Below are 25,775 nucleotides of genomic sequence, written 5' to 3' on the forward strand. Positions count from 1 at the left end.
CAAAACCGCCGCTTGTCGGCCCGAGTCAAACTTGATCTAGTGGCAAAACACGCTATCTGCGCGATATGTTGCGGTGAACGAAGCAGGACGACCATATGAGTCAGCGATTCGGGCGCGATTCGTTCCGCAACCGTTCCGAAACTTAAACCGCGACCCCACAAGCGTCGCATTGTGAAACACTTCCAACCCTCAGCGTCTTTCGCGTTCAAATCGCTGTACGCCTCGCGCAAGATGCGCCGGATGCCGATCGCCGCAGAAATCCCGTAAAAACATGGCACTTTCGTCACCTCCGCCCTCGCTTGCAAACGGACGGGCTCCCGGTTCCGGGGTCACGGCCGTGCTCGGGCCGACCAATACCGGCAAGACGCATCTGGCGATCGAGCGGATGCTGGCGCATTCCTCCGGAGTGATCGGGCTGCCGCTGCGGCTGCTGGCACGCGAGGTCTACAACAAGATCGCCGATCGCGCCGGTTCCGATGCGGTCGCACTCGTCACCGGGGAAGAAAAGATCAAGCCGCCGCGGCCGCGGTTCTGGGTTTCCACAGTGGAAGCGATGCCGCGCGATCTCGACGTGTCGTTTCTCGCCGTCGACGAGATTCAGATCGCGGCCGACCTCGAACGCGGCCACGTCTTCACCGATCGCGTTCTCAACCGGCGCGGCCGCGACGAAACCCTGCTGCTCGGCGCAGCCACCATGCGCTCTATCATCGAACGGCTGTTGCCCGGCGCCAACATCGTCACCCGGCCGAGGCTTTCGCAGCTTGAATTCGCCGGCGACCGCAAGATCACCCGTCAGCCGCGGCGTACCGCAATCGTCGCCTTTTCAGCCGATGAGGTTTACGCGATAGCCGAATTGATCCGTCGCCAGCACGGCGGCGCGGCGGTGGTGCTGGGCTCGCTGTCGCCCCGCACGCGCAATGCGCAAGTCGCGATGTTCCAGAACGGCGACGTCGATTATCTGGTCGCCACCGACGCCATCGGCATGGGGCTCAATCTCGACGTCGACCACGTCGCCTTTGCCTCCGACCGCAAATATGACGGTTATCAGTTCCGACGGCTCAATCCGGCCGAATTCGCGCAAATCGCGGGGCGTGCCGGCCGCGCCACCCGCGATGGCACCTTCGGCACAACCGGCCGCTGCGCCCCGTTCGAGCCGGAACTCGTCAATGCGCTGCAGAACCACACCTTCGAAAGCGTGAAAGTGCTGCAGTGGCGCAATTCCAGGCTGGATTTTTCTTCGCTCGGCGCCTTGCAGGTCTCGCTGGCGCTCGCACCCGCTCACGAATCCTTGACCCGCGCTCCCATCGCCGAGGATCTGCGCGTTCTCGATCACGCCGCGCGCGATAACGATGTGCGGGATATGGCGCACGGGGAGGCCGCCGTGGAGCGCCTCTGGGATGCCTGCCAGATTCCGGATTACCGCAAGATCGCGCCGGCCGCGCATGCCGAGCTTGTCACGAGCCTGTTCGGATTCCTGATGCAAAAAGGGCGGATTCCGGATGCCTGGTTTGCCGCCCAGGTCGATCAGTCGGATCGGGTGGACGGCGATATCGACACGTTATCGGGACGGATCGCGCAGATTCGCACCTGGACGTTCGTCGCCAACCGTCCGGACTGGCTGGCTGATCCCGAGCATTGGCAGGGAATTACGCGTGACATCGAAAATAAATTATCCGATGCGCTGCATGAACGCCTTACAGAGCGTTTCGTTGATCGCCGTACCAGTGTATTGATGCGCCGCTTGCGGGAAAACACGATGTTGAACACGGAAATCGGCAAGACCGGCGAAGTGATCGTAGAAGGCCATGTGATCGGCCGTCTCGATGGTTTCACCTTTGCGCCGGATGCCGCAGAGGCCGGCCCCGAAGCCAAGGCCTTGCAGGCCACCGCGCAAAAGGCGCTCGCCGGCGAAATTGACGCGCGTGCCGAGAAACTGGCCGCCGCGCGTGACGATCAGTTCGTGCTGACCTCGGACGGAACCATCCGCTGGACCGGCGATGCGGTCGCACGACTGGTGGCGGCCGACGACGCGCTGCATCCGCGCATCCGCATCATTTCCGACGAGCGCCTGACCGGTGCGCCGCGCGAGGCGGTGCAGACGAGGCTCGATCTGTGGCTGAAGACGCATATCGAAAAGCTCCTGGGGCCGCTGTTCGAGCTCGGCAAGGCCGAGGATGTCACGGGAATCGCGCGCGGCATCGCCTTCCAGCTGATCGAATCGCTGGGCGTGCTGGAGCGCACGAAAATCGCCTCCGAAATGAAGGATCTCGACCAGCCGTCGCGGGCATCGTTACGCAAATACGGCGTGCGCTTCGGCGCCTATCACATTTATGTCCCGCAGCTTCTCAAGCCTGCGGCGCGCGCGCTCGCCTCGCTGCTCTGGGCACTGAAGCAGGACAATGTCGACTTGTCGGTGCTGTCAGGTGCGCAGCATCTTGCCGCGAGCGGGCGCACCTCTTTCCCGGTCGACAAGGCGCTTCCTCGCGATGCCTATCGTGTGCTCGGCTATCGCCAGTGTGGCGAGCGCGCGGTGCGCGTCGACATTCTGGAACGGCTGGCTGATCTCATCCGTCCCGCGCTGGCATGGCGCGAGGCTTCGCCCAGCGAGAAGCCGCCCGGTGCGTTCGACGGCCGCGGATTTGTGGTCACGCAGGCGATGACGTCGCTGACCGGCTCGGCCGGCGAAGATTTCGCCTCGATCCTGCGCGCGCTCGGCTATCGGATGGAGCGCCGTCCCCCGCCGCCGCCGAAGCCGGTGGCGGTCGAAACGCCAGCGGCTGACGAAGCCGCGCCCGCGGAAAGCAAGGCGGAGGCTTCTGCCGAAGCCGCTCCCGTGAGCGTGGCCCAGGACGTTGCCGCAGCGGAAACAACAGGTACGGCCGAAGTCGTTCACGAGGCGTCGGCGCCGGTCGAACAGCCTGCGGTGGTTTCGTCGCTGACGCTGCTGCCTGAGGTCGCGTTCTCTATGGGACCACGCGAGCCGGAAACCGCAACTGAGAATGTGCCCGCCGCTTTCGAAGCGAAAACAGAAGCGGAGAGTGTCGTTGAGGCGGCAACCACACCCGCGCCTCCCGAAACGCTTGCGCAGCCCCTAACGGAAGCGCCGGCGGAAAGCGGGGTTGTCGCCGAGGCGGCGCCGGCGGATTCGGGCACACCTGCGGTGGCTGCGCCGGCCGAGCCAGAACTGGTCGAGGTCTGGCGTCCCGGCGGCCGATCAGACGAGCGGCGGCCGCAGCGCCATGATCGTCACCGGCATCGCCGCCAGCATCGCGCCGCGGATGCGGTGCAGCCTGGCGCCGCGGGCGAGGCGGCTGCGACCGAACAAGGCGAAGGCGCAAGGCGTGAGCGGCGGCACGGACGGCGCGACCGCCATGAGTTCCGCAAACCCCATTCCGATGCACCGGCCGAGGCTGCCGCAGCCGAGGGGGCGGCGGGTCGCGAATCGCGCGACGACAAGGGCGGTCGGCCGCGCGAACGCTTCGAAGGCAAGGGGCGGGGTGAGGACAGGAACAAGGGCAAGTTCCGCGGCGAACGCGACCACGGCGGGCGCGAGGGCGGTGGGCGCGACCGGAGCGGTCGCGACAAGCGTGACCGCGACAAGGGCGGCCGGGAAAGCGGCCCGTCGCATCGACAATATGCGACGAGCGCAAGTCCGCGCGATCGCGAGCGCGCGATCGATCCCAACTCGCCCTTCGCCAAGCTGGCGGCGCTGAAAGAGCAGCTTGCCGCCAACCGCAAGGACTAGGTCATAAAGCGATGAAGTGGAATCGCATCATGATCTCATCTTTTTGTTTGAGCATGATCTTTTCGGAAAACCGGTTCCCACTTTTCCGGATCATGCTCTGGGATTGACGGGCAAAGGCCGTCCCGGACCGGATCGTTGGAACGTCAGCGTCTCGATAAGTGGCTGTGGCACGCGCGGGTGGTCAAAGCCCGCACCAGCGCCGCCGCGCTGGTCGAGGCAGGTCATGTCCGCATCAATGGTGTGCGCGAGACGGCGCCCGGCCATGGGGTCAAGGTAGGTGACGTATTGACAATCGGACTCGATCGAAGCGTGCGCCTTCTCAAGGTGATCGGGTTTTCGGAGCGGCGGGGAGATGCACCGTCGGCACGCGCGCTCTATCTGGATTTGCAGGATTACCCGGAGTGATTATCTCTGGCGCAGCCAGTTGCGCGATGGCCTGAAAAAAGCATGCCGGCAGGCGCTTTGCTTCACTTGCGGCTGATGAGTTCCTGCGCTACGCAACCCGCACAAAAACGACCGTTCGGAGCCCTGGATGACTTACGTCGTCACTGAAGCCTGCATCAAATGCAAATATACCGACTGCGTCGAAGTCTGCCCCGTGGACTGTTTCTACGAGGGTGAAAACATGCTGGTTATCCACCCCGACGAGTGCATCGATTGCGGCGTATGCGAACCCGAATGTCCCGCCGACGCCATCAAGCCCGACACCGAGCCGGGTCTCGAAAAATGGCTCGAGGTGAATACCGAATATGCCAAGACCTGGCCGAACATCACCCAGAAGAAGGAATCCCCGGCTGACGCAAAGGAATTCGAGGGGGTCGAAGGCAAGTTCGAAAAATATTTTTCTTCAGCGCCAGGGGCGGGCGACTAGTTCCAGGCATGGAACTTTAGTTCGCGGTCGCGGGCCGATTCCCGTTTTTTATTGCCCATTGGCTTAACCCTAACGCTTTTGCGACCGGCAAAATTCGGCCCAAAACCCCGCTGAGGGGCCATAAATCATTGATTTTTGCGGGAAATGTGCTATATTTCCGCAATTCGCTAGCCGAACCCGTCAGCCCGCTTAATGGCCCCTATGGGTTCCCGTGAAACATCGAACAGGGGCGTGGCAGTTCCGCGCGCAGGCTGTGTCACAAAAAACGCGTAAACCGAGTACCTCCAAGGCTTCCAAAAAAGCCGCCGCGGCCAGCCGTGGCGCATCCAAGCACCGTGCCCGGAGTTCCGATACCAGGAAAGCCGGGGTCTCGGCCAAGTCCTCCAAAAACAAAAGAAGCTCAATGCCCCATAAGACTGCAAAAACTGCCGCGAAAGCGACCGGTTCGAAGGCCACTGCTTCGAAGGTTGCTGCCAAGACTGCCGCCAGGTCCGCAAGCCACAAAACCGCCTCCAGGGTACCGGTCACCAAGCCCGTCGTTGCCGCCAAGCCTGCTGCCAAGCCGGTGGTGGCCCCGCGGGTCGAGGAGCCCAAGAAGCCCTTGACCCAGCGCCAGGGCTTCAAGACCAACGAATTCGTCGTTTATCCCGCGCATGGCGTTGGCCAGATCCTGGCTATCGAGGAGCAGGAGATCGCCGGCGCGAAGCTCGAGCTGTTCGTCATCAATTTCATCAAGGACAAGATGACGCTGCGGGTTCCGACCGCCAAAGTCGCCAATGTCGGCATGCGCAAGCTGTCGGAGCCGGCACTGGTCAAGCGCGCGCTGGAAACGCTCAAGGGCCGCGCCCGCGTCAAGCGCACCATGTGGTCGCGCCGCGCCCAGGAATACGAAGCCAAGATCAATTCGGGCGATATCGTCGCGATTGCCGAGGTGGTGCGTGACCTCTATCGCTCGGAATCGCAGCCCGAGCAGTCCTACAGCGAACGTCAGCTCTACGAGGCCGCGCTCGACCGCCTGTCGCGGGAAATCGCCGTCGTGCAGCATGTGACGGAAACCGAGGCGGTGAAGGAGATCGAAAGTCAGCTAGCCAAGAGCCCGCGTCGCGGCACCAAGGCCGAGGTGGAAGCCGAAGCCGAAGCCGACGGTGAAGGCGACATCGATGGCGAGGTCGATATCGATGGCGACGACGCTGCTGTTGCGGATGAAGCCGCCTGATCTGATTTCAAGCAATGAAATGAAAAAGCCCGGTCGCAAGACCGGGCTTTTTGTTTGGCGACGCGTATAGGCCTGCTCCAGTTTCGCTAGGTCTTTCTATTTAAGGCTCCGTTTTTGTTCGGCGACCATAGAGACCTCCGTGATCGTGTGCTGAGTAGATTTCCGATTCAATCCACCACGATCTTGACGCGGTCGCGCGCCTTGACCTGGGCATGCATGTCAAGTCCGTTGAGGATGCGGAAGCGCTCGGCCGGGCGGTCGACGCCGGCCATGCGGTGAGACAGCGATTCGACGGTATCGCCGGGCTGCACGTTGATCACCCTGATGCGCAGCGGCCGCGCCGCCTGGATCTCGTCCAGCGTCAAGCGACGGAAGGAGCCGACGGTTTCGCGGGCATTGCGCTCGCTCTCGGTCGTCTTCTGCTTGGCCGCGAAGATGAAGCGGTAGACATCGCTGCCAAAGCGCAGCGCATAGATCTTGAATTGCCACTGGTCGCCATGGGCGACGGCGGAAGCCACCGGGAAACCATTGATGGTGACGTCTTCGGTGGAGGACTTGTCGACATTTTCCATCCAGCCGGAATTGAGATAGTCGCCGAGCGACTGTTCCGCCGGCACCCGCACCACGTCGAAACGCATCGCCTGGGTGCCGCCTTCGCGCACGCCGATCACGGCCTGGGCGGTGTTGTCGAGCGTGAAGTTTTCGGGCGCCGAGAAGCTGAAGCCGAGCTTGGGATGCAGGAATCGCCGTCCGCGAACAAAACCTTCGCTCGGATCCTCGCCATAGACGATGTTGTCGATTGCGGCGAGATAAGTGTCGCGTTCGCGATCATTAGGCTCCGGCGAGGTGTACTGCCTTGCGGTGTTCTGCGCGTTCGCTACCCGCTCCGGCGTTGCCGGATGCGAAGACAGGAAGTCCTGCGCGCGCGGATCGACCGAGGTCTTTCCCGCCTTCAGTTCGGCATTGCGTTCCATCGCGCTGAGGAACCGCGCTGCGCCATAGGGATCGAAATGGGCGCGCGCCGAGATGCCGACGCCGATGCCATCCGCCTCGAATTCCTGCGAGCGCGAGAAGCTTGCCATCGTCAGCTTGGTTTTCGCGAGCGCCAGCGCCGTCAAATCCGGATCGGTGCCCATGTCGGTGACGACACGAGTGACGACGGCGGCCTGGCGCGCCTGGTCCTCGCGGATCGCGGCGTGCTTGGCCAGCACATGCGCCATCTCGTGGCTCAGCACCGAGGATAATTCGGAGGTGTCGCTGGCGAGTGCAATCAGCCCGCGCGTCACATAAAGCTGGCCGGTCGGAAGCGCGAACGCATTCACCGCGCCCGAATTGAGAATCGTCACCTTGTAGGCCTGATCGGGACGATCGGATGCGGCCACCAGCCGATCGACGGTCTTGGTGATCAAACCTTCCAGTTTCGGATCGTCATAGGCGCCGCCGTAGGAGGTCAGGATGCGCTCATGCTCCTTCTCGGCGGCCGCGCTTTGAACGATCGTACGATTGGGTTTTGCGGAACTCGGGCTCGAGGGGGCCGCGGCCTGGAAGCGGCTGATGTCGCCGCAAGCGGCCAGCGCCAGCGTCGCGCACACGAGCAGTACCGTCGCACCTTGGTACGCACCCCAAAGCCCGCGGCTCATCCCGCTCTCGCGCCGTCCCTCAACGTGCACCACTACGGCTACTCTTTCCCGCGCGGGCTAGTTCCCGCCAAGCAGCTCAATCTGCCCCACCCGGAGCACATCAATTCGCGGCCCGCCATGCGCCTCAACGAAACCCCTAACCCGAATCCGGCGATTCTCGAAGGACTTAGGCAGAATGCCGGCCGCCTCGAACCCCGCTGACGCCCGCCTTGAAATAGTCACAGCGAAGTCTCGTGTCCAGTTTCGGCCGAAATTCAGGTAAGTCGTCGTCCCCGCCTGCCGGACGGATAATACCTTGCCCTCGACCAGAGTAAAACGCCCGATCCCGGTCAAAATATCGCCCGGACTTTCGGTGTTTTTTATGACGGCCGGATCGGCCCAAAGGCCGCGTTTGGCGCGGCGGGCCGCTGCCTCGGCGGCGATGAGGGCGGTGGCGCATTCCTTGTCGGTCACCGTCGCCGAAACGAACGCTTCTCCCTGGTCCAGAAGTTCCTCCTGCACCGAGCTTTCGGAGGAAGTGACGAATACGAAGGCATCCTGCCGTCCGTACCGGTCGGGCGTATCGTCCTCGCCGCGCAAGGTCACGTCGCGATTGGCCAGGATTTTCGCCAGCACCTGGCTGCTTGCGCCCTCTCGCAACACCGGCTCGATGCCGGCAAGGCGGACCTCGCGGCCATCCTGCAGGCGAAAGCTGCGCGCATCGATGATGCCGGCGACGCGGCCCTCGCCCTGCGCCTCAAAGGCGCAGCGTGACGCGGATGCCGAACCTGCCGCACTGGCGAGAAGTGCGAGTGCGCCAAGCACAATCGCCGCCTGCCGCACGGATCGAATCTCGTCTGACATTGCCCGGGCGCTCATGGCGTCCTGTTCATCCTACCCTTCATTCCACGCGTCGAAAGGCCAAAGCCCGACAGCTTGCCGCCTCCCAACGCTTACGGCATGATTGAAAGACCGGAAATAGCAAGCTGCTTATTCAAGGCGGCGACAGGGAGGTTTCATGAGACGGATTTTTTCCGCCGCTCTTGGCGCGGTGCTGGCGGTGGGTGCAAGCCAGGTGGCACTGGCGCAGAGCAAGCCTCCGCTCAAGCTCGGCGGCATCCTCGACATGTCCGGACTCTATGCCGATATCACCGGCGCCGGCTCAGAGACGGCGGCAAAAATGGCGGCAGAGGATTTCGGCGGCGAGGTGCTTGGCCGCAAGATCGAGATCCTTGCGGCGGACCATCTCAACAAGGCAGATCTTGCCGCCAACATCGCCCGCGACATGCTCGACAATCAGGGCGTCGAGATGATCTATGACGTCGCCGCGTCCGCCACCGCGCTTGCCGCCGGCGAGATCGCCAAGGCACGCAACAAGATCGTCTTCTTCAACGGACCTGGATCGATCCGGCTCAGCAACGAAGCCTGCGGCCCCTACACCGTGCATTATGTCTTCGACACCTTTGCCCAGGCCAACGTGACGGGCCTTGCCGCAGTCAAGCAGGGGCTCGACAGCTGGTTCTTCATTACGGTCGATTACGCCTTTGGACAGGACCTGGAGAAAGACACAGCCAATGTCGTGCAGAAATCCGGCGGCAAGGTGCTGGGCAATGTCAGGCACCCGCTCAATACGTCCGATTTCTCGTCCTATCTTTTGCAGGCGCAGGCTTCCAAGGCCAAGGTCATCGGGCTCGCCAACGCCGGCGGCGATACCATCAATACGATCAAGCAGGCGGTCGAGTTCGGCATCATGAAGACAGGACAGAAGCTGTCGCCGCTTCTGGTTTTTGTGACCGATATCGACAGTATCGGGCTTGAGACCGCGCAAGGATTGTTGCTTTCCGAAGCCTTTTATTGGGACCTCAACGACGAGACCCGCGCCTTTTCCAAACGCTTCAAGGACCGGGTCGGCCGGGTGCCGAGCGCGGCACAGGCCGGCGTCTATTCTTCCGTGTCGCACTATCTCAAGGCGGTGAAGGCGGCCGGCACCACCGACGCTGCCGCCGTGATGAAGATCATGAAGGAAACTCCGATCAACGACATGTTCGCGAAAAACGGCCGGATCCGCGAGGACGGACGCATGGTTCACGACATGTACCTGTTCGAGGTCAAAAAGCCCTCGGAATCCAAAGGGCGCTGGGATGACTACAAGCTGATCGCAACCGTTCCCGGCAATGAGGCGTTCCAGTCGCTCGAACTTTCACGCTGCCCGCTGGTGAAGAAATGACGGAGTGACGAAGTCGCACAGTCATTCCGGCGCGCGCAAAGCGCGAATCCGGAATCCGCAAGTTCCCCGATGCGCAAGCGCGCATCTGAGGCAAGGTGCTCGCGCAGCATCCGGGAATGACGGCAGCTGACAATAGCAACGGAGGCAACCGACATGAGCAACGACATCGTGCTGCAAAACCTCGAGTCCGGCTTGCTGACGATCACCATGAACCGCCCTGACCGGCGCAACGCGCTCAATCCGGAGATGACGCTGGGGCTGGTCGCGGCGGCGCGGCGCGCGGCGGAAGATCACGAGGTCCGCGCCGTTCTGCTCAAGGGCGCCGGCGGCACCTTCTGTGTCGGCGGCGACGTCAAGTCGATGGCGGACGGGCGGGCGCCGCTGCCGTTCGAAACCAGGATGACCAATCTGCGGCGCGCGATGGAAGTTTCCCGGATTCTGCACGAAATGTCGAAACCGGTAGTGGCGCAGCTCGACGGCGCGGCCGCAGGCGCGGGCCTTTCGATCGCGCTCGCCTGCGATCTGCGCATCGCCTCGGAGACGGTCAAGATCACCACGGCCTTCGCCAAGGTCGGGCTGTCGGGCGATTATGGCGGGACCTATTTCTTGACCCAGATGCTCGGCAGCGCCAAGGCTCGCGAGCTCTATCTGATGTCGCCGATATTGACGGCGCGGGAAGCGCTGGCGCTTGGGCTGGTGACGCGGGTCGTTGCCGACGCCGAGGTCGATGCGGCGGCGCGGGAGCTTGCGATGTCGCTGGCGCAGGGGCCGTCGATTACGCTCGGTTACATCAAGCGCAACATCAACAACGCCGAGCGATTGCCGCTCGAAACCTGCTTCGACGCCGAGGCGTTTCATCACTCGCGCGCCGGCGAGACCGCCGACCACAAGGAAGCGGCCAAGGCTTTTGTCGAAAAACGCAAGCCGGTGTTTGAGGGCCATTGAGGTTGTGGATGGCGCCGGTGTTGATGCAGCTAACGCCGGATGAAGTTTGTTTGAATCACTTCGCCGACTCATTCGGTTCACCTCTCCCCGTTGGGGAGAGGTCGATTTGCCAACGGGTCGGCGCGACGCGCCGCCCGATGATAAACTCAGCAAATCGGGTGAGGGGCCGTGGTCTCACGAGAAATCTTACCCCCTCACCCCAACCCTCTCCCTTTGGGAGAGGGAGCACACTTCTGTTGCGGACAGAGCTCGAACCTAACTTCATCGCGCTTTAATCGAACCTCACCGTCCCCTGAAATTCGGCACGCGGCGCTCTTCGGTCGCCTTGACGCCTTCCTTGAAATCCTCGGTCGCGCGCAGCCGGGTTTGTTCGGCGAGTTCGTGATGGGTCGCGGCCATGACGCGATCGGCAAGTCCGGCACGCATCGTGGCGCGGGTCGAAAGCAGGCCGAGCGGTGAACATTCCGCGATCTCCTGCGCCAGCCTCATGGCGGCGCCGCGCACCTGGTCCTGCGGCACGCATTCGTTGGCAAGGCCCATCCGGCAGGCCTCCTCGCCCGTCACTCGGCGGCTGGTATAGAAAATCAGCTCGGCATTGTTCCGCCCCACAAGCTCGGGCAGCGTCACCGTGAGCCCGAAACCCGGATGGAAGCCCAGTCGCGTGAAATTCGCCGCAAAGCGTGCCTCGGGACAGGTAATGCGAAAGTCCGCCGCTACCGCAAGTCCCAGTCCGCCGCCGATGGCCGCGCCGTGGACGGCCGCGACGATCGGCTTCTTGTTGCGGAAGATGCGTACCGCCTGAATATAGAGATGGCTGATCGGGCCGAGAGTAGAGGCGGGATCGGCTTTCTGGCGCGCTTCCTGCTCCTGCCGCGCGGGATCGTTGAAATTGGCACCTGCGCAAAACGCCTTGCCCTGGGCGGCCAGAACCGATGCGCGGATTTCGATATCGGAATCGAACTCTTCCAAGGCGTCGGCGATCTGGTTGATCAGCGAAATATCGAAAAAGTTGAGTGGCGGCCGGCGGATTTCGATGAGGCCGACATGACCGATCCTCTCGATGCCGATATCACTGTAGTTGCTCATGAGTTCTCCGATTCACTTGCCTACGGTGCGCTCCCTCTCCCATGGGGAGAGGGTTGGGGTGAGGGGGTACGGTCTACCGTTAGTCCTTACCCCTCACCCGGCGCTTCACGCCGACCTCCCCCACAGGGAGAGGTGATCTGGGTGCGTGGCGGCACATTCATTTTGATCAGCCTAGCGCAGACCGAGCCCCCGGGCGATGATACCCCGCAACACTTCGGTGGTGCCGCCCTGAATGGTGAGTTTGGGCGCGGTCTTGATGGCAAATGCAAGCTGGTGTTCCAGCGTCTCGTGATTGCTGGCGTCCGCATCGACGAAGGCTGCGAGGTCGCGCACCCGGTGCGGCAATTGCTGCTCCCAGACGGTGCCGATGTCCTTGACGATCGCGGCCTCCACGACCGGTTCCTTGCCCGCCTGCAACATGCCCGCTACCGAGACCGACATCCGCCGCATGGTGTGCAGTTGCGCCACCAGGCGCCCGACACCTTCCGCCGTTCGCGTATCGGGCGAAGGCCCCAAAGCGCGGACCAGTTCGGTGAGCACGTAATAGGTTTCCAGGAAACGCTCCGGTCCGCTGCGCTCATAGGCGAGTTCGCTGGTCGCCTGCTTCCAGGCGCCGTCGATTTCGCCCAGCACATGATCGTCCGGCATGAAAGCGTCGGTAAACACCACCTCGTTGAACTCGAATTGCCCGGTGATCTGGCCGATCGGATTGACCTTGATGCCGGGCGTCTTCATGTCGACCAGAAACTGCGTGAGACCATGACGGCGGTTCTCTTTGGTCGGCTGTGAAGTGCGGAAGATCGCGATCATGTAATCGGCGATATGGGCCGACGAGGTCCAGATCTTGCTGCCGTTGATCAAAAAGCCGCCGTCGGCCTTGGTTGCCCTGGTCCTGGCCGCGAACAGGTCGGAGCCGGAATTGGGCTCGCTCATGCCGATCGAAAAGCAGACCTCGCCGCGGCAAATCCGCGGCAGGATGTCCATCCTGATACGCTCGGTGGCGTATTTCAGAAGCACCGGGCCGCTCTGCCGGTCGGCGACGAAGAAGCGGCGGGTCGGCGCGTTGGCCACGCGCATTTCCTCGGTCACCACGTAGCGTTCGAGGAATGAGCGTTCATGGCCGCCATATTTCTTCGGCCAGGTCATTCCGATCCAGCCGCGCGCGCCGACGCGGCGGGAAAATTCCGGCGCATCGCTGTCCTCGCGGTTGGGCTTGTGCGGATCGAAAGTGCCGGCCGCGATCTCCTCGGCGAGAAAGGCGCGCACTTCCTTGCGGAGCTCGACGCATTCACTCGGCAGGCGGATCGGATCGAAACGGAGGGCTGCGGTCATTTGAAATCTCGGCAGGAGAGCGGCTGCAGTTTCAGTCGAGGAGGCGAGGGTGACGCGAATACGGAGGTGCGCTCCCTCTCCCATGGGGAGAGGGTTGGGGTGAGGGGGTACGGTCTACCGTTAGTCTTTACCCCCTCACCCGGCGCTTCGCGCCGACCTCTCCCCATGGGAGAGGTGAAAGAAGAAAGCCGCTTCGAGAGTTGCTTCATTGGTCTACTCACCGCGAAGCCACCAGCGGCCACAACTCATCGGCGCCGCGCGCGGCCACGCGCTTGCCGAGTTCGACCGCCCACCAGGTTTCGGAGCCGAAATCGTCGCGCCACGCCAGCGCGCGCAGCGAGAAGCGATGCAGCACATGCTCGATGGTGAAGCCGATCGCGCCATGCACCTGATGCGCGATCGCCGCACCCTTTTCCGCAGCTTCCGCGCAGCGGATTTTCGCCGCCGCCGCTTCGAGGAACGCCGCATCGCCCGACAGCACGCCGCTCGCAAGGGTGTCGGCGGCCGAGGTCGCTGCGGCCAGAGCGGCGGCCGACTCGCCGGCGAGTCTTGCCAGATTGTGCTGCACAGCCTGGAATTTCGAGATCTTCTTTTCGAACGCGACGCGCTCGCCTGCGTATCTCACACTGATGTCGAGCATCGATTCCAGCGCGCCCGCGATCTGCAGGCTGCGCGCGACCGCACCCATCAGGAAGAGCGAGGTCAGATCAAAACCTTCTGGCGCCGGGGAGATGGCGAGCGGAGCAACGTGGCTGAACGACACCGTGTCGTTGGCGTCGCCGCCGAGGCTAAGACCCGGCTCGATCCGGCAGGCCTCGGCCTTGACCAGCGCGATGCTGGGACCCTCGCTTCCATGCGCCAGCACCGCGACGTGTCCGGCTTCGCGGGCGAATGGAATATCCCGCGCCCGGCCCGACAAGGTACCGTCGGCTCCATAGGCGATGGCGTCCTTCGGATTTGCGGGCGCGACCGTCATGGCGCCTTCGGGCGAGGCGATCCTTGCCTGCGACAGCAGCCATCCGGCGAGCATGGTCTCCGCAAGCGGCAGCGAAAGCGCGAAACGGCCCGCCGCACTCAGCACGCCAAAACCCTCTGCAAGGCTCGCGCCCGAACCACCGCAATCTTTCGCCACCCACGACAAGGGCAGGCCGGCCTCGCTCAGCGCCTGCCAGAGCGGCGCTTTCCAGCTGCCGTCGCTGTCGCGATTGACGGTTTGCGCGTCGGCAAGATCGGCAAAAATCCGTTCTGCGGTCTGCGCAACGATATTCTCACTTTCCGCCACGGCGTTCCCCGTTTTCGCCAGCACCCTGTGCGACAGTCGCTGCCCCGAGCGTTGGCTTTTATTGCCATCCATGATGAGGAAAAGAGGTATGGCTGGCAAGCACCGATGTCCGCTAGTGGTCCGATTCTAACATTCGCATCCCGGTCCGGCGGGCACTTTTGCGAATGTTAGAATCAAAAGGACCACTAGCAAAAATATGTTTCTAGTGTCCCGATTCCGAAGTTCGCATTATTGTGCGGCAACCTCCTTTGCGAACTTCGGAATCGAAGGGACACTAGCAACTCGTTGATTCTAGTGTGGCTTGGGTTCAGAAGTCCGCATGACGGACTCGCGGCAGTAATGATGCGGACTTCTGAACCGCCACACTAGTGGAGTTTTGGATTTGACATTCGCGTTACCAGTCTTTGGCTAGTTAGCGAATGTCAAATCCACTCCACTAGGCGCCCCTGCAGGCGCAGCATGAAATGAAGCCCGCGGACTAGCAATTCCGCGCGACCGATTTTGCGCGCAATTTCCCGCGCGCTGTGCTAGATCGCCCCAAATTTCAATGAGGAAACGCGATGTCCTGGGATGGTCTCTGCGCGATTGTAACGGGTTCTGCGTCGGGTCTTGGCGCGGCGACCGCTTCCATCCTCGCAAAGGGCGGCGCGCGTGTCGTCATCAACTATTCCTCGAGCCATAAGGAAGCCGAACAAACCGCCGATCTTTGCCGCAGCGCCGGCGCCGAGGTGATGGTGGTCCAGGGCGATGTCTCCCGTGACGAGGATTGCCGGAGGATTGTCGCGGCGGCAGCCGCCTGGGGGCGGCTCGATGCGCTCGTCAACAATGCCGGCACCACCAAGCACGTGCCGCACGACAATCTGGACGGCCTGTCGGCGGAGGATTTCCAGCGCCTGTTCGGGGTCAACACCATCGGGCCTTTCCAGATGGTGCGTTCCGCGCGCTCGCTGCTGGAAGCCGGCGCGAAGGCATCCGGCCGCGCGTCCTCTGTCGTCAACGTGTCGTCGGTCGCAGGAATCAGCGGCATCGGCTCTTCGGTCGCCTACGCCGCGAGCAAGGGCGCGCTGAACACGATTACGCTTTCGCTGGCGCGCGCGCTGGCGCCGTTGATCCGTGTCAACGCGGTGTGCCCCGGCTATATCGACACACCCTGGTTCACCAAGGGCCGGGGCGTTGAAGGCGCGGCCAAGGTCCGCGATGCCGTCGTGGCCAAAGTGCCGCTCAAGCGCGCCTCGAGCGCTGAAGACGTCGCCGGCCTCGTGTGCTTCCTTGCCACGCCGCAATCGAGCAACATGTCCGGCGAAGTGGTTCGGATCGACGCCGGCGCGCACCTGATTACGTAGGCTGAGCATTCGTTGCCCCGCCACGGCCGGGCACCGTCCCGGCCATCCACGTCTTCTTCAGAGCGCAAATAAAAAGACGTCATGCCCGGATCAAGCCGGGGCATGACGACGGCGTCGGGAGGAAGGCGCGCTATTGATTGCCGGGATCGGAAATCACCCTGGCCGCCACCAGCCTGTTCCAGATGAAGAGAACCACCAGCGCACCGATGGTCGCGGTAATGAAGCCCGCGCCTTGATCCGGACCGTAGTGGCCGATCGCCTGGCCGATCCAGGTGGCGAGAAACGCGCCGATGATGCCGAGCACCGTGGTCAGGATGAATCCGCTTGGATTGTTCGGACCGGGTGAGAGTAGCCGCGCGATGATGCCGGCGACGAAGCCGACGATGATGACCCAGATTATGCCGCTCATGACAGTCACCTCTTTCGAGAGCATGAATGAAAATGTCGGATGGTAGCTCCTCTTCGTGGAGGTTGATCCTTCTGAAAAACCGGCTCGTGCTTTTGCCGGCGGACCATTAGAGCATGATCCGGACCCGAAGGGCCGCGTTAGCGCAACGTGGAAACCGGTTTTCCCCTAGCTAACAAACGCGAAAACGCGTTTGCGCGGAGATCATGCTCGAAGAAAGAGATGAGATCATGATGCGATTCCACTCAATCGCATCGTGATCTAGAGCCTGCCTGCCAACTCCCTGTCGGTCGGCAGCCGTCCGTCCGGCGTCAAATGATCGACGACGCCTGGCAGATACTGGCTCAGCCCATCCAGCAGTTCCTGACGCGACATGCCGCTTTGCGACGCCAAACTCTCGATCTGATCGGCGCCGAGTGCCTTGGAGAGATCGCCGGGCGAAATCGCCTTGTTCGGCCCCTTGCCAACCCACGAGTCGGCGGTCTCGCCGTGGCCGCTCTCCTGGAACTGTTTCAGGAGGTCGCCAAGTCCGCCGCTGATCACGCTGCCGGCCGCGCCTCCGGCGAGCAGGCCGCCCAATCCGCCTTTGAGAAGATCGCTGAGGCCCCCGGTTTCACCGCCGGGCACGCCGGCCGTGACGGTTTTGGGCGACGGCGCCGATGGTTGTGACGGCTTCGGGCTGGCGCCAGGCTGGCCTCCGGTAAGGTGCTTGAATGCCTTGAAGGCGAGCAGTCCAAGGATCGCCATGGTCATTGGCGACATGCCGCCTTTGTCTTGTTGTGCGCTTGGAGTGCTGGGCCCGCGCGGGCCTTGCTGCATGCCGTTGAGTACGTCGAGTAAGCCCATCGTCATCTCCTGCCGACTGACTGCCCCGCCACGTAAACCATAATCGTGCGGTATGACGGTTACAAGGCGCGTGAGCGGTCGCTCCGTCACCAGCTTCGAGAGGCGGCAAGCAGCAAACTCTGCTATCGAGACGGCCGGGAGCAGAGGTAATTCGGGATGATGCTAGTGTCCCGGTTCTGACATTCGTCTCGTGCTGCAGCGAGGGCATTCACGAATGTCGGAACCCAAAGGAACACTAGCAAATATAGGATTTTAGTGCGGTTTAGGATTGGACATTCGCTATGAGAACTCGCGGCGATACTGAAGCGAATGTCAAATCCACCGCACTGGATAGACCGATCGTCGTGGCCGGGGCGGGTAGCATCGGCTGTTTCGTCGGCGGCTGGCTTGCGGCGAGCGGCCACCGCGTCGCGCTGCTGGCACGCCCGCGCGTCATCGGCGAGATCGAAAGCAACGGATTAACGGTGACGAGTTTCGAGGGCGCGGTGCATCACCTCGCGCCGGGCCAATTGAAACTGTCGGACGATCCGGCGATCCTCGCCGATGCCGGTATGGTGCTGGTCGCCGTCAAAAGCGCCGATACCGCAGCGGTCGCAGACGCCATCGAGCGGCATGCGCCCAGCGACGCAATCATCGTCAGTTTGCAGAACGGCGTCGGCAATGTTCCGGTGCTGCGCGCGCGATTGCCGGGGCGAACGGTGCTCGCAGGCATGGTGCCGTTCAACGTGATCGCGAAAGGCGAGGGACGATTTCACCGCGCGACATCGGGCGACATCGTGATCGAGCGGGACGATGCCGCTACCGCGAGCCGGCTTTCGGTGCCCGGGTTGGGGATGCGCGCCTCGTCCGACATTGCGGGCGTGCAATGGGGCAAGCTGCTCGTCAATCTCAACAACGCGATCAACGCGCTTTCCGGGCTGCCGCTGCGCCAGCAATTGGCGCAGCGTTCATGGCGTCTTCTGTTCGCCGATCAGCTCGGTGAGGGATTGGCGGCGGTCAGCGCCGAAGGCATCAAGCCGGTGTCGCTGACGCCGGTCCCGGCAAGCTGGACGCCGTATCTGCTTGCGCTGCCCGATGCCGTGTTCGCGCTTTTGCTGGGAGGCCTCATGAAGGTCGATCCGCAAGCACGCTCGTCGATGTGGGAAGATCTGCAGCGCGGCCGCCGCACCGAGATCGATTATCTCCAGGGCGTCATCACCGAAATAGCCGATCGGCGCGGACTGCAAGTGCCGCTGTCGCGCCGCATCGTCGCACTGGTCAAGGACGCCGAAACTGCCGGCCGCGGCTCGCCGGGGCTATCGGTGGAACAGATCCGCTCAGTTGGTTTCAAGCGTTGAGGGGCGAATAGGCGCTGAAGGAGAATACTACCGAACTGCGCGATCATCGACGCACCCGTCAGCCGTTGTCACGGCGAACGTCACAAATTGGCACAGAGAGTTCCAGGAGATCATGTTCACTGCCGAACGACCGCTCATGTTGCGTATCATCTTGGCACAGGCCGGCCCTGAATACCGGCTCGTCATATTGTGTTGCTTTGGTATACATTATTCATAAACGTTGCCGAAATGTCACAATCGATTTCGCACTGCATCATTAATTTTGGGTAAGCTATGTCATTGATACCCCAAGGTATCTTGGTGCTGAGCGCCTGCTTTTCTTCGCATCTGCAGCAGCCATGGGTAAATTCTGCCCTGATTGACGGTATTCCCCGACCCGGTCACGCTTGATTCGTTTCTGGCGTGGAATCGTTCTTGGGGGACGACGATGAAGAACTATGCACTCGGCGCGGCCGTCATGGCCCTGGGGATCGTCAATCAAGCGCTACCTGCATCCGCTGACAAGCTTGACGATCTGATCAAGCGCATGGATGCGATCGAGCAAAACAACAAGCAACTCGCGAAAGAAAACGCCACGCTCCGCTCGCAGTTGTTGCGAGCGAAACCCGCGCCGGTGGCTACGACCGTCATGGCTGCTCCCGCCGGCAAACCGGCGGCCACGGTGACCGCTGCCCCGACCCCACCGCGCGCGCTAGATGCGCCGGAAATCGATGTGCAGGGACACGGATTCCTCGAGCACAAGAAGGGCAATCCGCTCACCTTCTACACGCCGGGTGGCGAAATCACGGGTTATGGCAATTTCGACATCTCGATCGACGACACCACGAAGGCCTTCGGCGGCAATGTTAACACCAATCCCGCCTTCACCGGTGGAAGTGAGCCTTTCCCGATTGGAAATTTCGGCTGGCTGCCGGCGATCTCGACCAATAGCTCTTATCTCGGCGTGCGCGGCTTCCAGCGGCTTCCCAATTTTCCGTTCAACTTCGTTTACCAGTTAGAAGTCGGCTACGACATTTCCGCAACCCCTGGCCTGAGACAGACCAACAGCCAGATCAGCAACACCGTGAACGGCTCGCTGTTCAACCGCAACACCTATGTCGGCTTTGCGAACCCCGAATTCGGCGCGATCAAGATCGGCAAGACGTATGCGCCTTACGAAAACTCCACCGGCGGCTTCAATCCGTTCGCCGGCCAGATCGGCGACATGCGCGTCGTCATGGGTAACACCGGCGGCGACAACCGCGTCGAATTCGGCACGCGGCTCAATAACTCGATCTGGTACGAATCGCCGACCATTTACGGCTTCCAGTGGAACTTCCTGTTCGCGCCCGGTCAGAACCGCAGCCAGATCAGCGACAATCTCCCTGCGGGCGGAGGTGATTGTACGGGCGGCAACGATCCAACCAGCGGCGGACTTTTCCCGAATGGATGTAACGACGGCTCGTTCTCAAACGCCATCAGCACGAACCTGAGCTATACCAACGGGCCGTTCTACGCGACCGTTGCCTATGAACGTCACTATGCGGTCAATCGGCAGAGCGACATCTCGGGATTCCTGGGAGTTGGATCGGCGGTCAACAACGTGCCGACCTTTACTCTCGTTACGAATGGCTCGTTCCCGAATTCTACTCAGCTAGCCATGTTCAATGCGGATGTTGCTGACGAAGATGCCTTCAAGGTCGCAGCACTCTATACGTTTGCGACCAAGACCACGGTCGGCGGCATTTTCGAAATGCTGCATCGTTATGTGCCGCCGCTCATTCAATTCCAGAACGAGCGCACCCGCAACGGCACCTGGGTGTTCCTGACCCAGGAATTGACGCCGGCAGACAGCATCAGCTTCGGCTGGGCGCACGCGTTCAACGCAAACGGCGATCCCGGACAGCACAACTCCATAACGACCAACATTCCGGTTCCGGGCACCATTACCAATTGCGGCGCGGCCTGCGGCTTGCTCGAGATTTCAAACGACAACCACGCGGACATGGTTACCTCCACCTATAAGCACAAGTTCGGCGAGAACCTGACCTGGTACACCGCGGTGGCGGCGACCATCAACGGACCGAACGCCCACTACGATCTCGGTGCCGGTAGCCGCGGCGTCACCACCGATTGCCACTCCGCCTTTGGCGCATCGGGGGGTATCGAATCGCAACCGCATTGCTGGGTTGGTCCGACCCTGGCCGGTGTGTCGACCGGCATCCAGTGGAGGTTCTAGGGACCTGATCCGGCAAACAGACGCGCGTCAGCGACGAAATTTCGAGGGACTCACATGACGAAGAAAATCATATTGGGCGCAGCCGCCGCTTTGGTTCTCGCTCCGACAGCAGCATTAGCGGCTGATCTGGCGGTGAAGGCCCCGCCTCCGGTGGCGATCTACGACTGGACCGGTTTTTATATCGGCGGCGCAGCCGGCGGATCCATCGGGACCACCGACCACATCGATGTATTGACCGGCCGTAGCGATGCGGCGGGGTTTGACATCACGGGCTGGTTGGCTGGCGGCACGATCGGCTACAACTGGCAGGTGGCGAGCTTCGTGGTTGGTTTCGAAGGTGACGCGTCCTGGGTCAGCGAAACCGGCCGCAATGTTGACATCGGGTTGGCAGGCAACCCGGACTTCACAAGCACCGCCAAGGAAACGTGGAATGCCACGGCAAGGATTCGCGCCGGATACGCCGTCAACAACCTGCTGTTCTACGCCACCGTAGGTTATGCCGCCGCGGGCTTGGAAGCCGGCATCAAGGACTCCAACACCAACGTGCTCCTCGCTTCGGTGACATCCACGCACAGCGGTTGGACCGCAGGCGGCGGTCTCGAATGGGGATTCGCGCCGAACTGGTCGGCCAAGTTCGAGGTGCTTTACATGAAATTTAACAGCACGGCGTTCAACACGGTTCAGGGTGAAGGCCCTCGCACGGTCCCCCTGACTGACACGATCGCCCGCGCCGGCGTCAACTTCAGGTTCGGCGGCCCGGCGGTCGCGAGATACTGACTCAGCATTTTGGATTTTCGCCCATGAACAAGCTTATTTACGTCGGTCTTGCCGCTGTCGTTCTTGTTGCACCCGCCAGAGCTGCTGACCTGCCGGCCAAGGCCCCTCCGGTCGTGCTGCCGTTCAACTGGAATGGTTTCTATGTTGGTGGCCATTTCGGAGGTGGGCAAATCAATGACACGGTGACCTTTGCTGGAACTCTCAACTCCATCAACTTCCCGGCGGGGACAGTTGCCAAGGAAAACGCCGGCGGGCTCCTCGGGGGCGTTCAGGCGGGTTACAACTGGCAGCTTCCGTCGAATTTTTTCCTTGGAGTTGAGGGCGACTTTTCGTTTGCCGACTTTACCACCGCGCCGACACTAAACGCGATCGTGAGCCAGGTCGACCCGAACGTCATTTCCCACCCCGATCCCAGGGTGACGGATTTGGCGACAATAACCGGTCGGTTCGGCTACGCCTTCGACAAATTGCTTCTCTTCGGCAAGGCCGGCTGGGGCTGGGCGAGGACCACCGACAACGCATTCACGACCGACGCCACCGGAGCAACGATCCTGACTCAAACCCTTAGCGCAACGCGGTCCGGCTGGACCGCCGGCGGCGGGGTCGAGCTGGGCTTTTGGCAAAACTGGTCGGTAAAGTTCGAGGGCGACTACATGGGCTTCGGCAAGAGGACCTTGGGTTCGTTCGTCACATCGGGCAATGCTGAGATCCCGACAGGCTCAATCTTGCTGCGTGAACACGACACCAACATTTGGGTGATCAAGGGAGGCTTCAACTACCATTTCAACTGGGGCGCCGCACCATTGGTCGCGAACTACTGATTTTTTCTGATACTCCCAAGAATCAGAGCCCCGGTATCGACCGGGGCTTTTTTATTTGGCATCCGAGCGGACCCATGCACAATAATTTTTGGTCGAATCGATCTGGCCGCGAACTCTCACTCCTTCTCCCCCGCGGGAGAAGGTGGCGCGGATGAAAACCGGATGAGGGGGCTCTATTCGAGCATTCTGTTTAGAGATTTTCGAGCGCGATAAACCTCACCCGGATCGCATCTTCGATGCGACGTAGCCGAAGCTTTGCTTCGGCGTCCCTTAAAGGACGCCTCAGGCGGCCTATGCCTCTCCGCAAGGGGAGAGGTGAGTCCGCGCCCGTAAGCCTTCCATCGATTAGCCAGCCAAACGGCGCAAAAGCGCTCACCACCAGGTGGGGTAATTCCTGTTGGAAATCGTGTTGCCGGGATAGCGGCCATCGCCGTATAGACCGCCCCACCCCGACGGGTAATTCTGATATCCCTGGCTGTAACCCCATCGCAGCGCGTTTTCGATCGGCAGGTTAGGTTCACCAGCGATGATCGCAGGCGGCGGAACGGTACGAACGTGGCGTTTATAACGCTGGACGCCGTTACTCTGTGTGTCCCCCGCCATTGCCGGGACTGCAAGCGCAAGCGTCAGCGAAAGTGCGGTCGCTCCAATTAGCCCGAACCTGATCATGACGTTCTCCTGTCTGGGGGCAAAGGCGACGCCGTCGTCCCTGAGAGTGACACGCGAGGGTTACGAAACCCTGGTCAAGTTAGCAGAAATTCGCATCATGCAACAAAGCATATTGCGTAAGCTGCACCTCAGCTAACTCGCAACTCGGCAAATACAATCCCGCAAGGCCACTAAAATTCTTTTTATGAGAAACGCGCTACTCCTCTCGTTGCAGGGAAAATTGGGGTGGGGCAGAAAATATATGACTCAGCCGCTTCGCCCGGGCTTGCTCGCAGAAGGGCCGAACAGCCATTTCTTCAAATCGCTGATGCCTTCGGAAAGCCGCGACCATTCGCAGGAAAAGGACTGCCGCGAGCATTCCGTCGCCTTGCTTCGTCTAGCGTCGCTTGCCGTTGCTCGCGGCTTGCCGATGCTCGGCCTCACCTGAGGCGCCTTTTCGGTTTCGATCTTCAACGAGGTCTGCTGCAGCTGCTTGGCCGCCAACGCGGCCGCAATGTTGCTCCGCCGCTGCTCGTCGAGCCAGGCGGTGTACTGCTCATCGATCAGCTTCAGCTCTCGCGGCGTCGGGTTTGGACCGGCGATATCGAAGTTGCGGTTCTGCATGAAATCGAAATAGGTATAGCCCCCGCCGGGTTTGCGGCGTCCGGCAAATTTCGCGTTGCACTCAACAAGCGCCGCTGCCTTCGCCTCCCTGCTCGCTGCCTTCTCCGCGATATCGGCGCATTCCTCGAAATCGGCCGGTCCGCGCGACCACCATTGGGCCTGCGCACGCGAAGGGTGCAGCGCGAAGCCTGCGGCAATCGCCGCCAACAGCAAGGCCAAGCGTGGCGACAAGCGTGGTGAAGAGAGCACGGTCGATTTTTCCCCGGGTGGGTGAGACTGAAACCGGCCGATTGTCGCCATTATCGGCCGGTCTGTCATCCCTGGAACCGCCGCCTTTTTTCACCGCGGGCCGGGAATATCTTTCGCCGCAACGAAAGATGGGCCCCGCCGGGGTGTGGCCTGGCGAACTTCGGAAAGTGCGCACCAGGTGGGGCGCGAATGTCAAATCCACTCCACTGGCGATGGTCTACCGGCTCTGATATTTTTCAGGCGGCGCGCCGCTTTGCATGGCGCCCACGGCGGATGATCAGGCCAACCGAACACGGCAAGGACGATTTTGCGAATGTTCATTACCTTTCTTCGTCACGGCAGCGTCGCTGCATTGCTGGTAGGCGCAGCGATCGAGGCGGTCGCCTTCCTGCCGGGCTGGATCGCGTTCAGTCCCGTGCTGGTCCTGCTCGGCGCGCTGATGTTTTACCTGAGCGAATACGGCATGCACCGTTTCGCCTTCCATGCGCCGCCCTTGTCGTGGCCGGTGGCGCGAAAGCTTCAGCACCGCCTGCACTACGATCATCATGTCGAGCCCAATCGCCTCGATCTGTTGTTTTTGCCGATCTGGTTTCTGGTGCCGAACCTGGCCGTGGCGACCGGCCTGTTCGCGTTGATCTTCGGCGCGGAGGCTTCGCTTTCCGCACTGTTCGGGATGATGCTTGCGATCCTGCATTATGAATGGGTGCACTACGTCGCCCACATTCCCTACCAACCGCGGACACGCTTCGGCCGCTGGATCAAGCAGTATCATCTGCGCCATCACTTCATCAGCGAGAAGCATTGGTTCGGCGTCAGCAATCCCACACTCGACGGCGTCTTCGGGACGTTTCGCGGGCCAGATGCCTCGGAGAAGAGCGCTACCACGCGCAAGCTTTATTCCTGATCCAATTTCGTTAACGGTGCGGCAATTGCTTCCACGGCCGGCCCGCGGACCGAGAAGCCCTGCATTATCGCCACGATGTGACCGGCTGCACCAAAATCGCTCTTGCGGTCGGCAAGTCAGTCTGCAATCTTAGGAGTTAAGCCGAGCAGATTGCAATCCCTTCCTGATTTAAAGGCAATCGGCGACATTGCCCAATAGATCCGATCGAGACCACGCGCGATTTCGCGGCGTGAGACGGAGCCGTGCGGCCATTGCCACACACAAGGAGCCGCTTTGATTTAGCACACTGATATCATTCTGGAGGGAAACCATGGGACGCAAGCCGACTGCCGCTCGATCCAATAACCTCAGCACGTCGACCTCATACTCTCGTCAGCGCTACGCACATCCTTTCTTTCTTCCGGCCGAGCCCGCCGCGCGCCAGCCCACGAGCAGCGGCCACACACGGATGACCCAATGGAGCAAGGAGCAACTGGGTCCCGTGCCGGCCGTCAAGGGCAACGGTGTGATCGATCTCGCCGATGTCATTGGCTCTGACGGCGTGGCAGAAGTGGAGCAACTCGGCGAAATCCGTTTTCATGCGCTTGGCGACAGCGGAGTTAACCACGCGGAGGAAGCCGAGAAAGTCGCTGAAGAGATGGCGACCGACTACAGGCCAGGCGCCGGGTCTCTAAATCCCTCTTTCCTCTTTCACCTGGGCGACGTGATCTACGGGCCTGGCAAGGAGGACCACTATGGCGAACGTTTCTATCGACCCTACCGGCATTATCCCGGAAAGATTCTCGCCATTCCCGGCAATCACGACGGAGAGACCAAGTCCGCCGCTGACAAACCTTCCCTGAAGGCCTTTGTCGCGAATTTCTGCGCGAATGCAGCCACCGTGCCAGACCAGGCCGCCGGCAGCGGCATTTACCGTGAAACGATGACGCAACCGGGCGTCTATTGGATGTTAGAGGCGCCCTTTGTCAGGATCATCGGCCTTTATTCGAATTGCCTCGAAAACCCGGGCTTTCTCGAGGGCAATGGCGGGAAGGACACCTCCCAGCTGGAATGGCTGGAAGCCACATTGAAGTCGGTGGCGCGAAACAAGTCGAAGAAATCGCTCGTCATCGCCTCGCATCATCCACCCTACAGCGCGGCTGGTCATAGCGGCAGCACGGAAATGAGCCAGAGCATTGACGCGGTCTGCGAGAAAGCGGGGATTTGGCCGGACGCATTCCTCTCGGGTCACGCGCATAATTACCAGCGGTATACGCGCCGTGTTGCAGGTAAGCAGATT

22 protein-coding genes are annotated in these 25,775 nt (G+C 61.6%); 13 read left to right on the forward strand and 9 right to left on the reverse strand.

Features of this window, described 5'->3' with window-relative positions; translation table 11 throughout:
- Nucleotides 1-271: 271 nt before the first annotated feature.
- The 4 genes from VNX23_RS27735 to VNX23_RS27750 all read left to right on the forward strand — a co-directional run bounded on the left by VNX23_RS27735 (nt 272) and on the right by VNX23_RS27750 (nt 5,832).
- A complete protein-coding gene (locus tag VNX23_RS27735; RefSeq protein WP_325634760.1) occupies nt 272-3,745 on the forward strand; it encodes a helicase-related protein in 3,474 nt (1,157 codons plus the stop codon).
- A 135-nt stretch (nt 3,746-3,880) separates the two neighbouring features.
- Nucleotides 3,881-4,150 (forward strand): RNA-binding S4 domain-containing protein, encoded by a 270-nt coding sequence (locus tag VNX23_RS27740; RefSeq protein WP_325634761.1) that lies wholly within the window; start codon nt 3,881-3,883, stop codon nt 4,148-4,150.
- Between the two features lie 127 nt (nt 4,151-4,277).
- Nucleotides 4,278-4,616, forward strand: coding sequence for a ferredoxin FdxA (gene fdxA, locus VNX23_RS27745; protein ID WP_325634762.1), 339 nt, complete (start codon nt 4,278-4,280; stop codon nt 4,614-4,616).
- A 403-nt stretch (nt 4,617-5,019) separates the two neighbouring features.
- A complete protein-coding gene (locus VNX23_RS27750) occupies nt 5,020-5,832 on the forward strand; it encodes a CarD family transcriptional regulator (protein ID WP_325634763.1) in 813 nt (270 codons plus the stop codon).
- Nucleotides 5,833-5,999: 167 nt separating this feature from the next.
- Here VNX23_RS27750 and VNX23_RS27755 read toward each other — a convergent pair whose 3' ends face one another.
- Both VNX23_RS27755 and VNX23_RS27760 read right to left on the reverse strand, forming a co-directional pair.
- The gene (locus tag VNX23_RS27755; protein WP_325634764.1) at nt 6,000-7,472 is read right to left on the reverse strand and encodes a M48 family metalloprotease; all 1,473 of its coding nucleotides are present in this window, start codon (nt 7,470-7,472) and stop codon (nt 6,000-6,002) included.
- Between the two features lie 57 nt (nt 7,473-7,529).
- Nucleotides 7,530-8,315, reverse strand: coding sequence for a thermonuclease family protein (locus VNX23_RS27760; protein WP_325634765.1), 786 nt, complete (start codon nt 8,313-8,315; stop codon nt 7,530-7,532).
- A gap of 154 nt (nt 8,316-8,469) precedes the next feature.
- Here VNX23_RS27760 and VNX23_RS27765 point away from each other — a divergent pair, with 154 nt between their 5' ends.
- Together VNX23_RS27765 and VNX23_RS27770 are read left to right on the forward strand one after the other, a co-directional pair.
- Nucleotides 8,470-9,678, forward strand: a complete 1,209-nt coding sequence (locus VNX23_RS27765) for an ABC transporter substrate-binding protein (RefSeq protein ID WP_325634766.1) — start codon at nt 8,470-8,472, stop codon at nt 9,676-9,678.
- Between the two features lie 153 nt (nt 9,679-9,831).
- A complete protein-coding gene (locus VNX23_RS27770; RefSeq protein WP_325634767.1) occupies nt 9,832-10,623 on the forward strand; it encodes an enoyl-CoA hydratase in 792 nt (263 codons plus the stop codon).
- A 282-nt stretch (nt 10,624-10,905) separates the two neighbouring features.
- Here VNX23_RS27770 and VNX23_RS27775 read toward each other — a convergent pair whose 3' ends face one another.
- The 3 genes from VNX23_RS27775 to VNX23_RS27785 all read right to left on the reverse strand — a co-directional run bounded on the left by VNX23_RS27775 (nt 10,906) and on the right by VNX23_RS27785 (nt 14,323).
- The gene (locus tag VNX23_RS27775; RefSeq protein ID WP_325634768.1) at nt 10,906-11,709 is read right to left on the reverse strand and encodes an enoyl-CoA hydratase/isomerase family protein; all 804 of its coding nucleotides are present in this window, start codon (nt 11,707-11,709) and stop codon (nt 10,906-10,908) included.
- A 171-nt stretch (nt 11,710-11,880) separates the two neighbouring features.
- Nucleotides 11,881-13,041 (reverse strand): acyl-CoA dehydrogenase family protein, encoded by a 1,161-nt coding sequence (locus VNX23_RS27780; protein WP_325634769.1) that lies wholly within the window; start codon nt 13,039-13,041, stop codon nt 11,881-11,883.
- A gap of 217 nt (nt 13,042-13,258) precedes the next feature.
- A complete protein-coding gene (locus VNX23_RS27785; RefSeq protein ID WP_325634770.1) occupies nt 13,259-14,323 on the reverse strand; it encodes an acyl-CoA dehydrogenase family protein in 1,065 nt (354 codons plus the stop codon).
- Nucleotides 14,324-14,883: 560 nt separating this feature from the next.
- Between VNX23_RS27785 and VNX23_RS27790 the strand changes: the two genes are divergently transcribed.
- Complete coding sequence (locus VNX23_RS27790; RefSeq protein WP_325634771.1) at nt 14,884-15,666, forward strand: SDR family NAD(P)-dependent oxidoreductase; 783 nt, start codon at nt 14,884-14,886, stop codon at nt 15,664-15,666.
- Between the two features lie 130 nt (nt 15,667-15,796).
- Here the strand turns inward: VNX23_RS27790 and VNX23_RS27795 are convergent, their stop codons facing one another.
- Together VNX23_RS27795 and VNX23_RS27800 are read right to left on the reverse strand one after the other, a co-directional pair.
- On the reverse strand, nt 15,797-16,075 hold the full coding sequence (locus VNX23_RS27795) for a GlsB/YeaQ/YmgE family stress response membrane protein (protein WP_325634772.1): 279 nt from the start codon (nt 16,073-16,075) through the stop codon (nt 15,797-15,799).
- A 258-nt stretch (nt 16,076-16,333) separates the two neighbouring features.
- Nucleotides 16,334-16,918, reverse strand: coding sequence for a YidB family protein (locus VNX23_RS27800; RefSeq protein WP_325634773.1), 585 nt, complete (start codon nt 16,916-16,918; stop codon nt 16,334-16,336).
- Between the two features lie 281 nt (nt 16,919-17,199).
- Between VNX23_RS27800 and VNX23_RS27805 the strand changes: the two genes are divergently transcribed.
- From VNX23_RS27805 to VNX23_RS27820, 4 genes are all read left to right on the forward strand, one after another.
- A complete protein-coding gene (locus VNX23_RS27805; protein ID WP_325634774.1) occupies nt 17,200-18,255 on the forward strand; it encodes a 2-dehydropantoate 2-reductase in 1,056 nt (351 codons plus the stop codon).
- Between the two features lie 427 nt (nt 18,256-18,682).
- Complete coding sequence (locus VNX23_RS27810) at nt 18,683-20,473, forward strand: porin (RefSeq protein WP_325634775.1); 1,791 nt, start codon at nt 18,683-18,685, stop codon at nt 20,471-20,473.
- A 72-nt stretch (nt 20,474-20,545) separates the two neighbouring features.
- Nucleotides 20,546-21,250, forward strand: a complete 705-nt coding sequence (locus VNX23_RS27815) for an outer membrane protein (protein ID WP_325634776.1) — start codon at nt 20,546-20,548, stop codon at nt 21,248-21,250.
- Nucleotides 21,251-21,273: 23 nt separating this feature from the next.
- Entirely contained in the window at nt 21,274-22,071 is a 798-nt protein-coding gene (locus VNX23_RS27820) for an outer membrane protein (RefSeq protein WP_325634777.1), read from the forward strand.
- Between the two features lie 372 nt (nt 22,072-22,443).
- Here VNX23_RS27820 and VNX23_RS27825 read toward each other — a convergent pair whose 3' ends face one another.
- A complete protein-coding gene (locus tag VNX23_RS27825; RefSeq protein ID WP_325634778.1) occupies nt 22,444-22,740 on the reverse strand; it encodes a hypothetical protein in 297 nt (98 codons plus the stop codon).
- Nucleotides 22,741-22,986: 246 nt separating this feature from the next.
- Nucleotides 22,987-23,592: a hypothetical protein gene (locus VNX23_RS27830; protein ID WP_325634779.1), complete on the reverse strand. Its 606-nt coding sequence runs from the start codon at nt 23,590-23,592 to the stop codon at nt 22,987-22,989.
- A 313-nt stretch (nt 23,593-23,905) separates the two neighbouring features.
- Here VNX23_RS27830 and VNX23_RS27835 point away from each other — a divergent pair, with 313 nt between their 5' ends.
- Complete coding sequence (locus tag VNX23_RS27835; RefSeq protein ID WP_325634780.1) at nt 23,906-24,496, forward strand: sterol desaturase family protein; 591 nt, start codon at nt 23,906-23,908, stop codon at nt 24,494-24,496.
- Nucleotides 24,497-24,806: 310 nt separating this feature from the next.
- Nucleotides 24,807-25,775 (forward strand): metallophosphoesterase family protein (locus tag VNX23_RS27840; RefSeq protein WP_325634781.1); only part of this gene is annotated, 969 nt, incomplete at its 3' end.

It is taken from the genome of Bradyrhizobium sp., assembly GCF_035570375.1.
GTDB lineage: Bacteria > Pseudomonadota > Alphaproteobacteria > Rhizobiales > Xanthobacteraceae > Bradyrhizobium.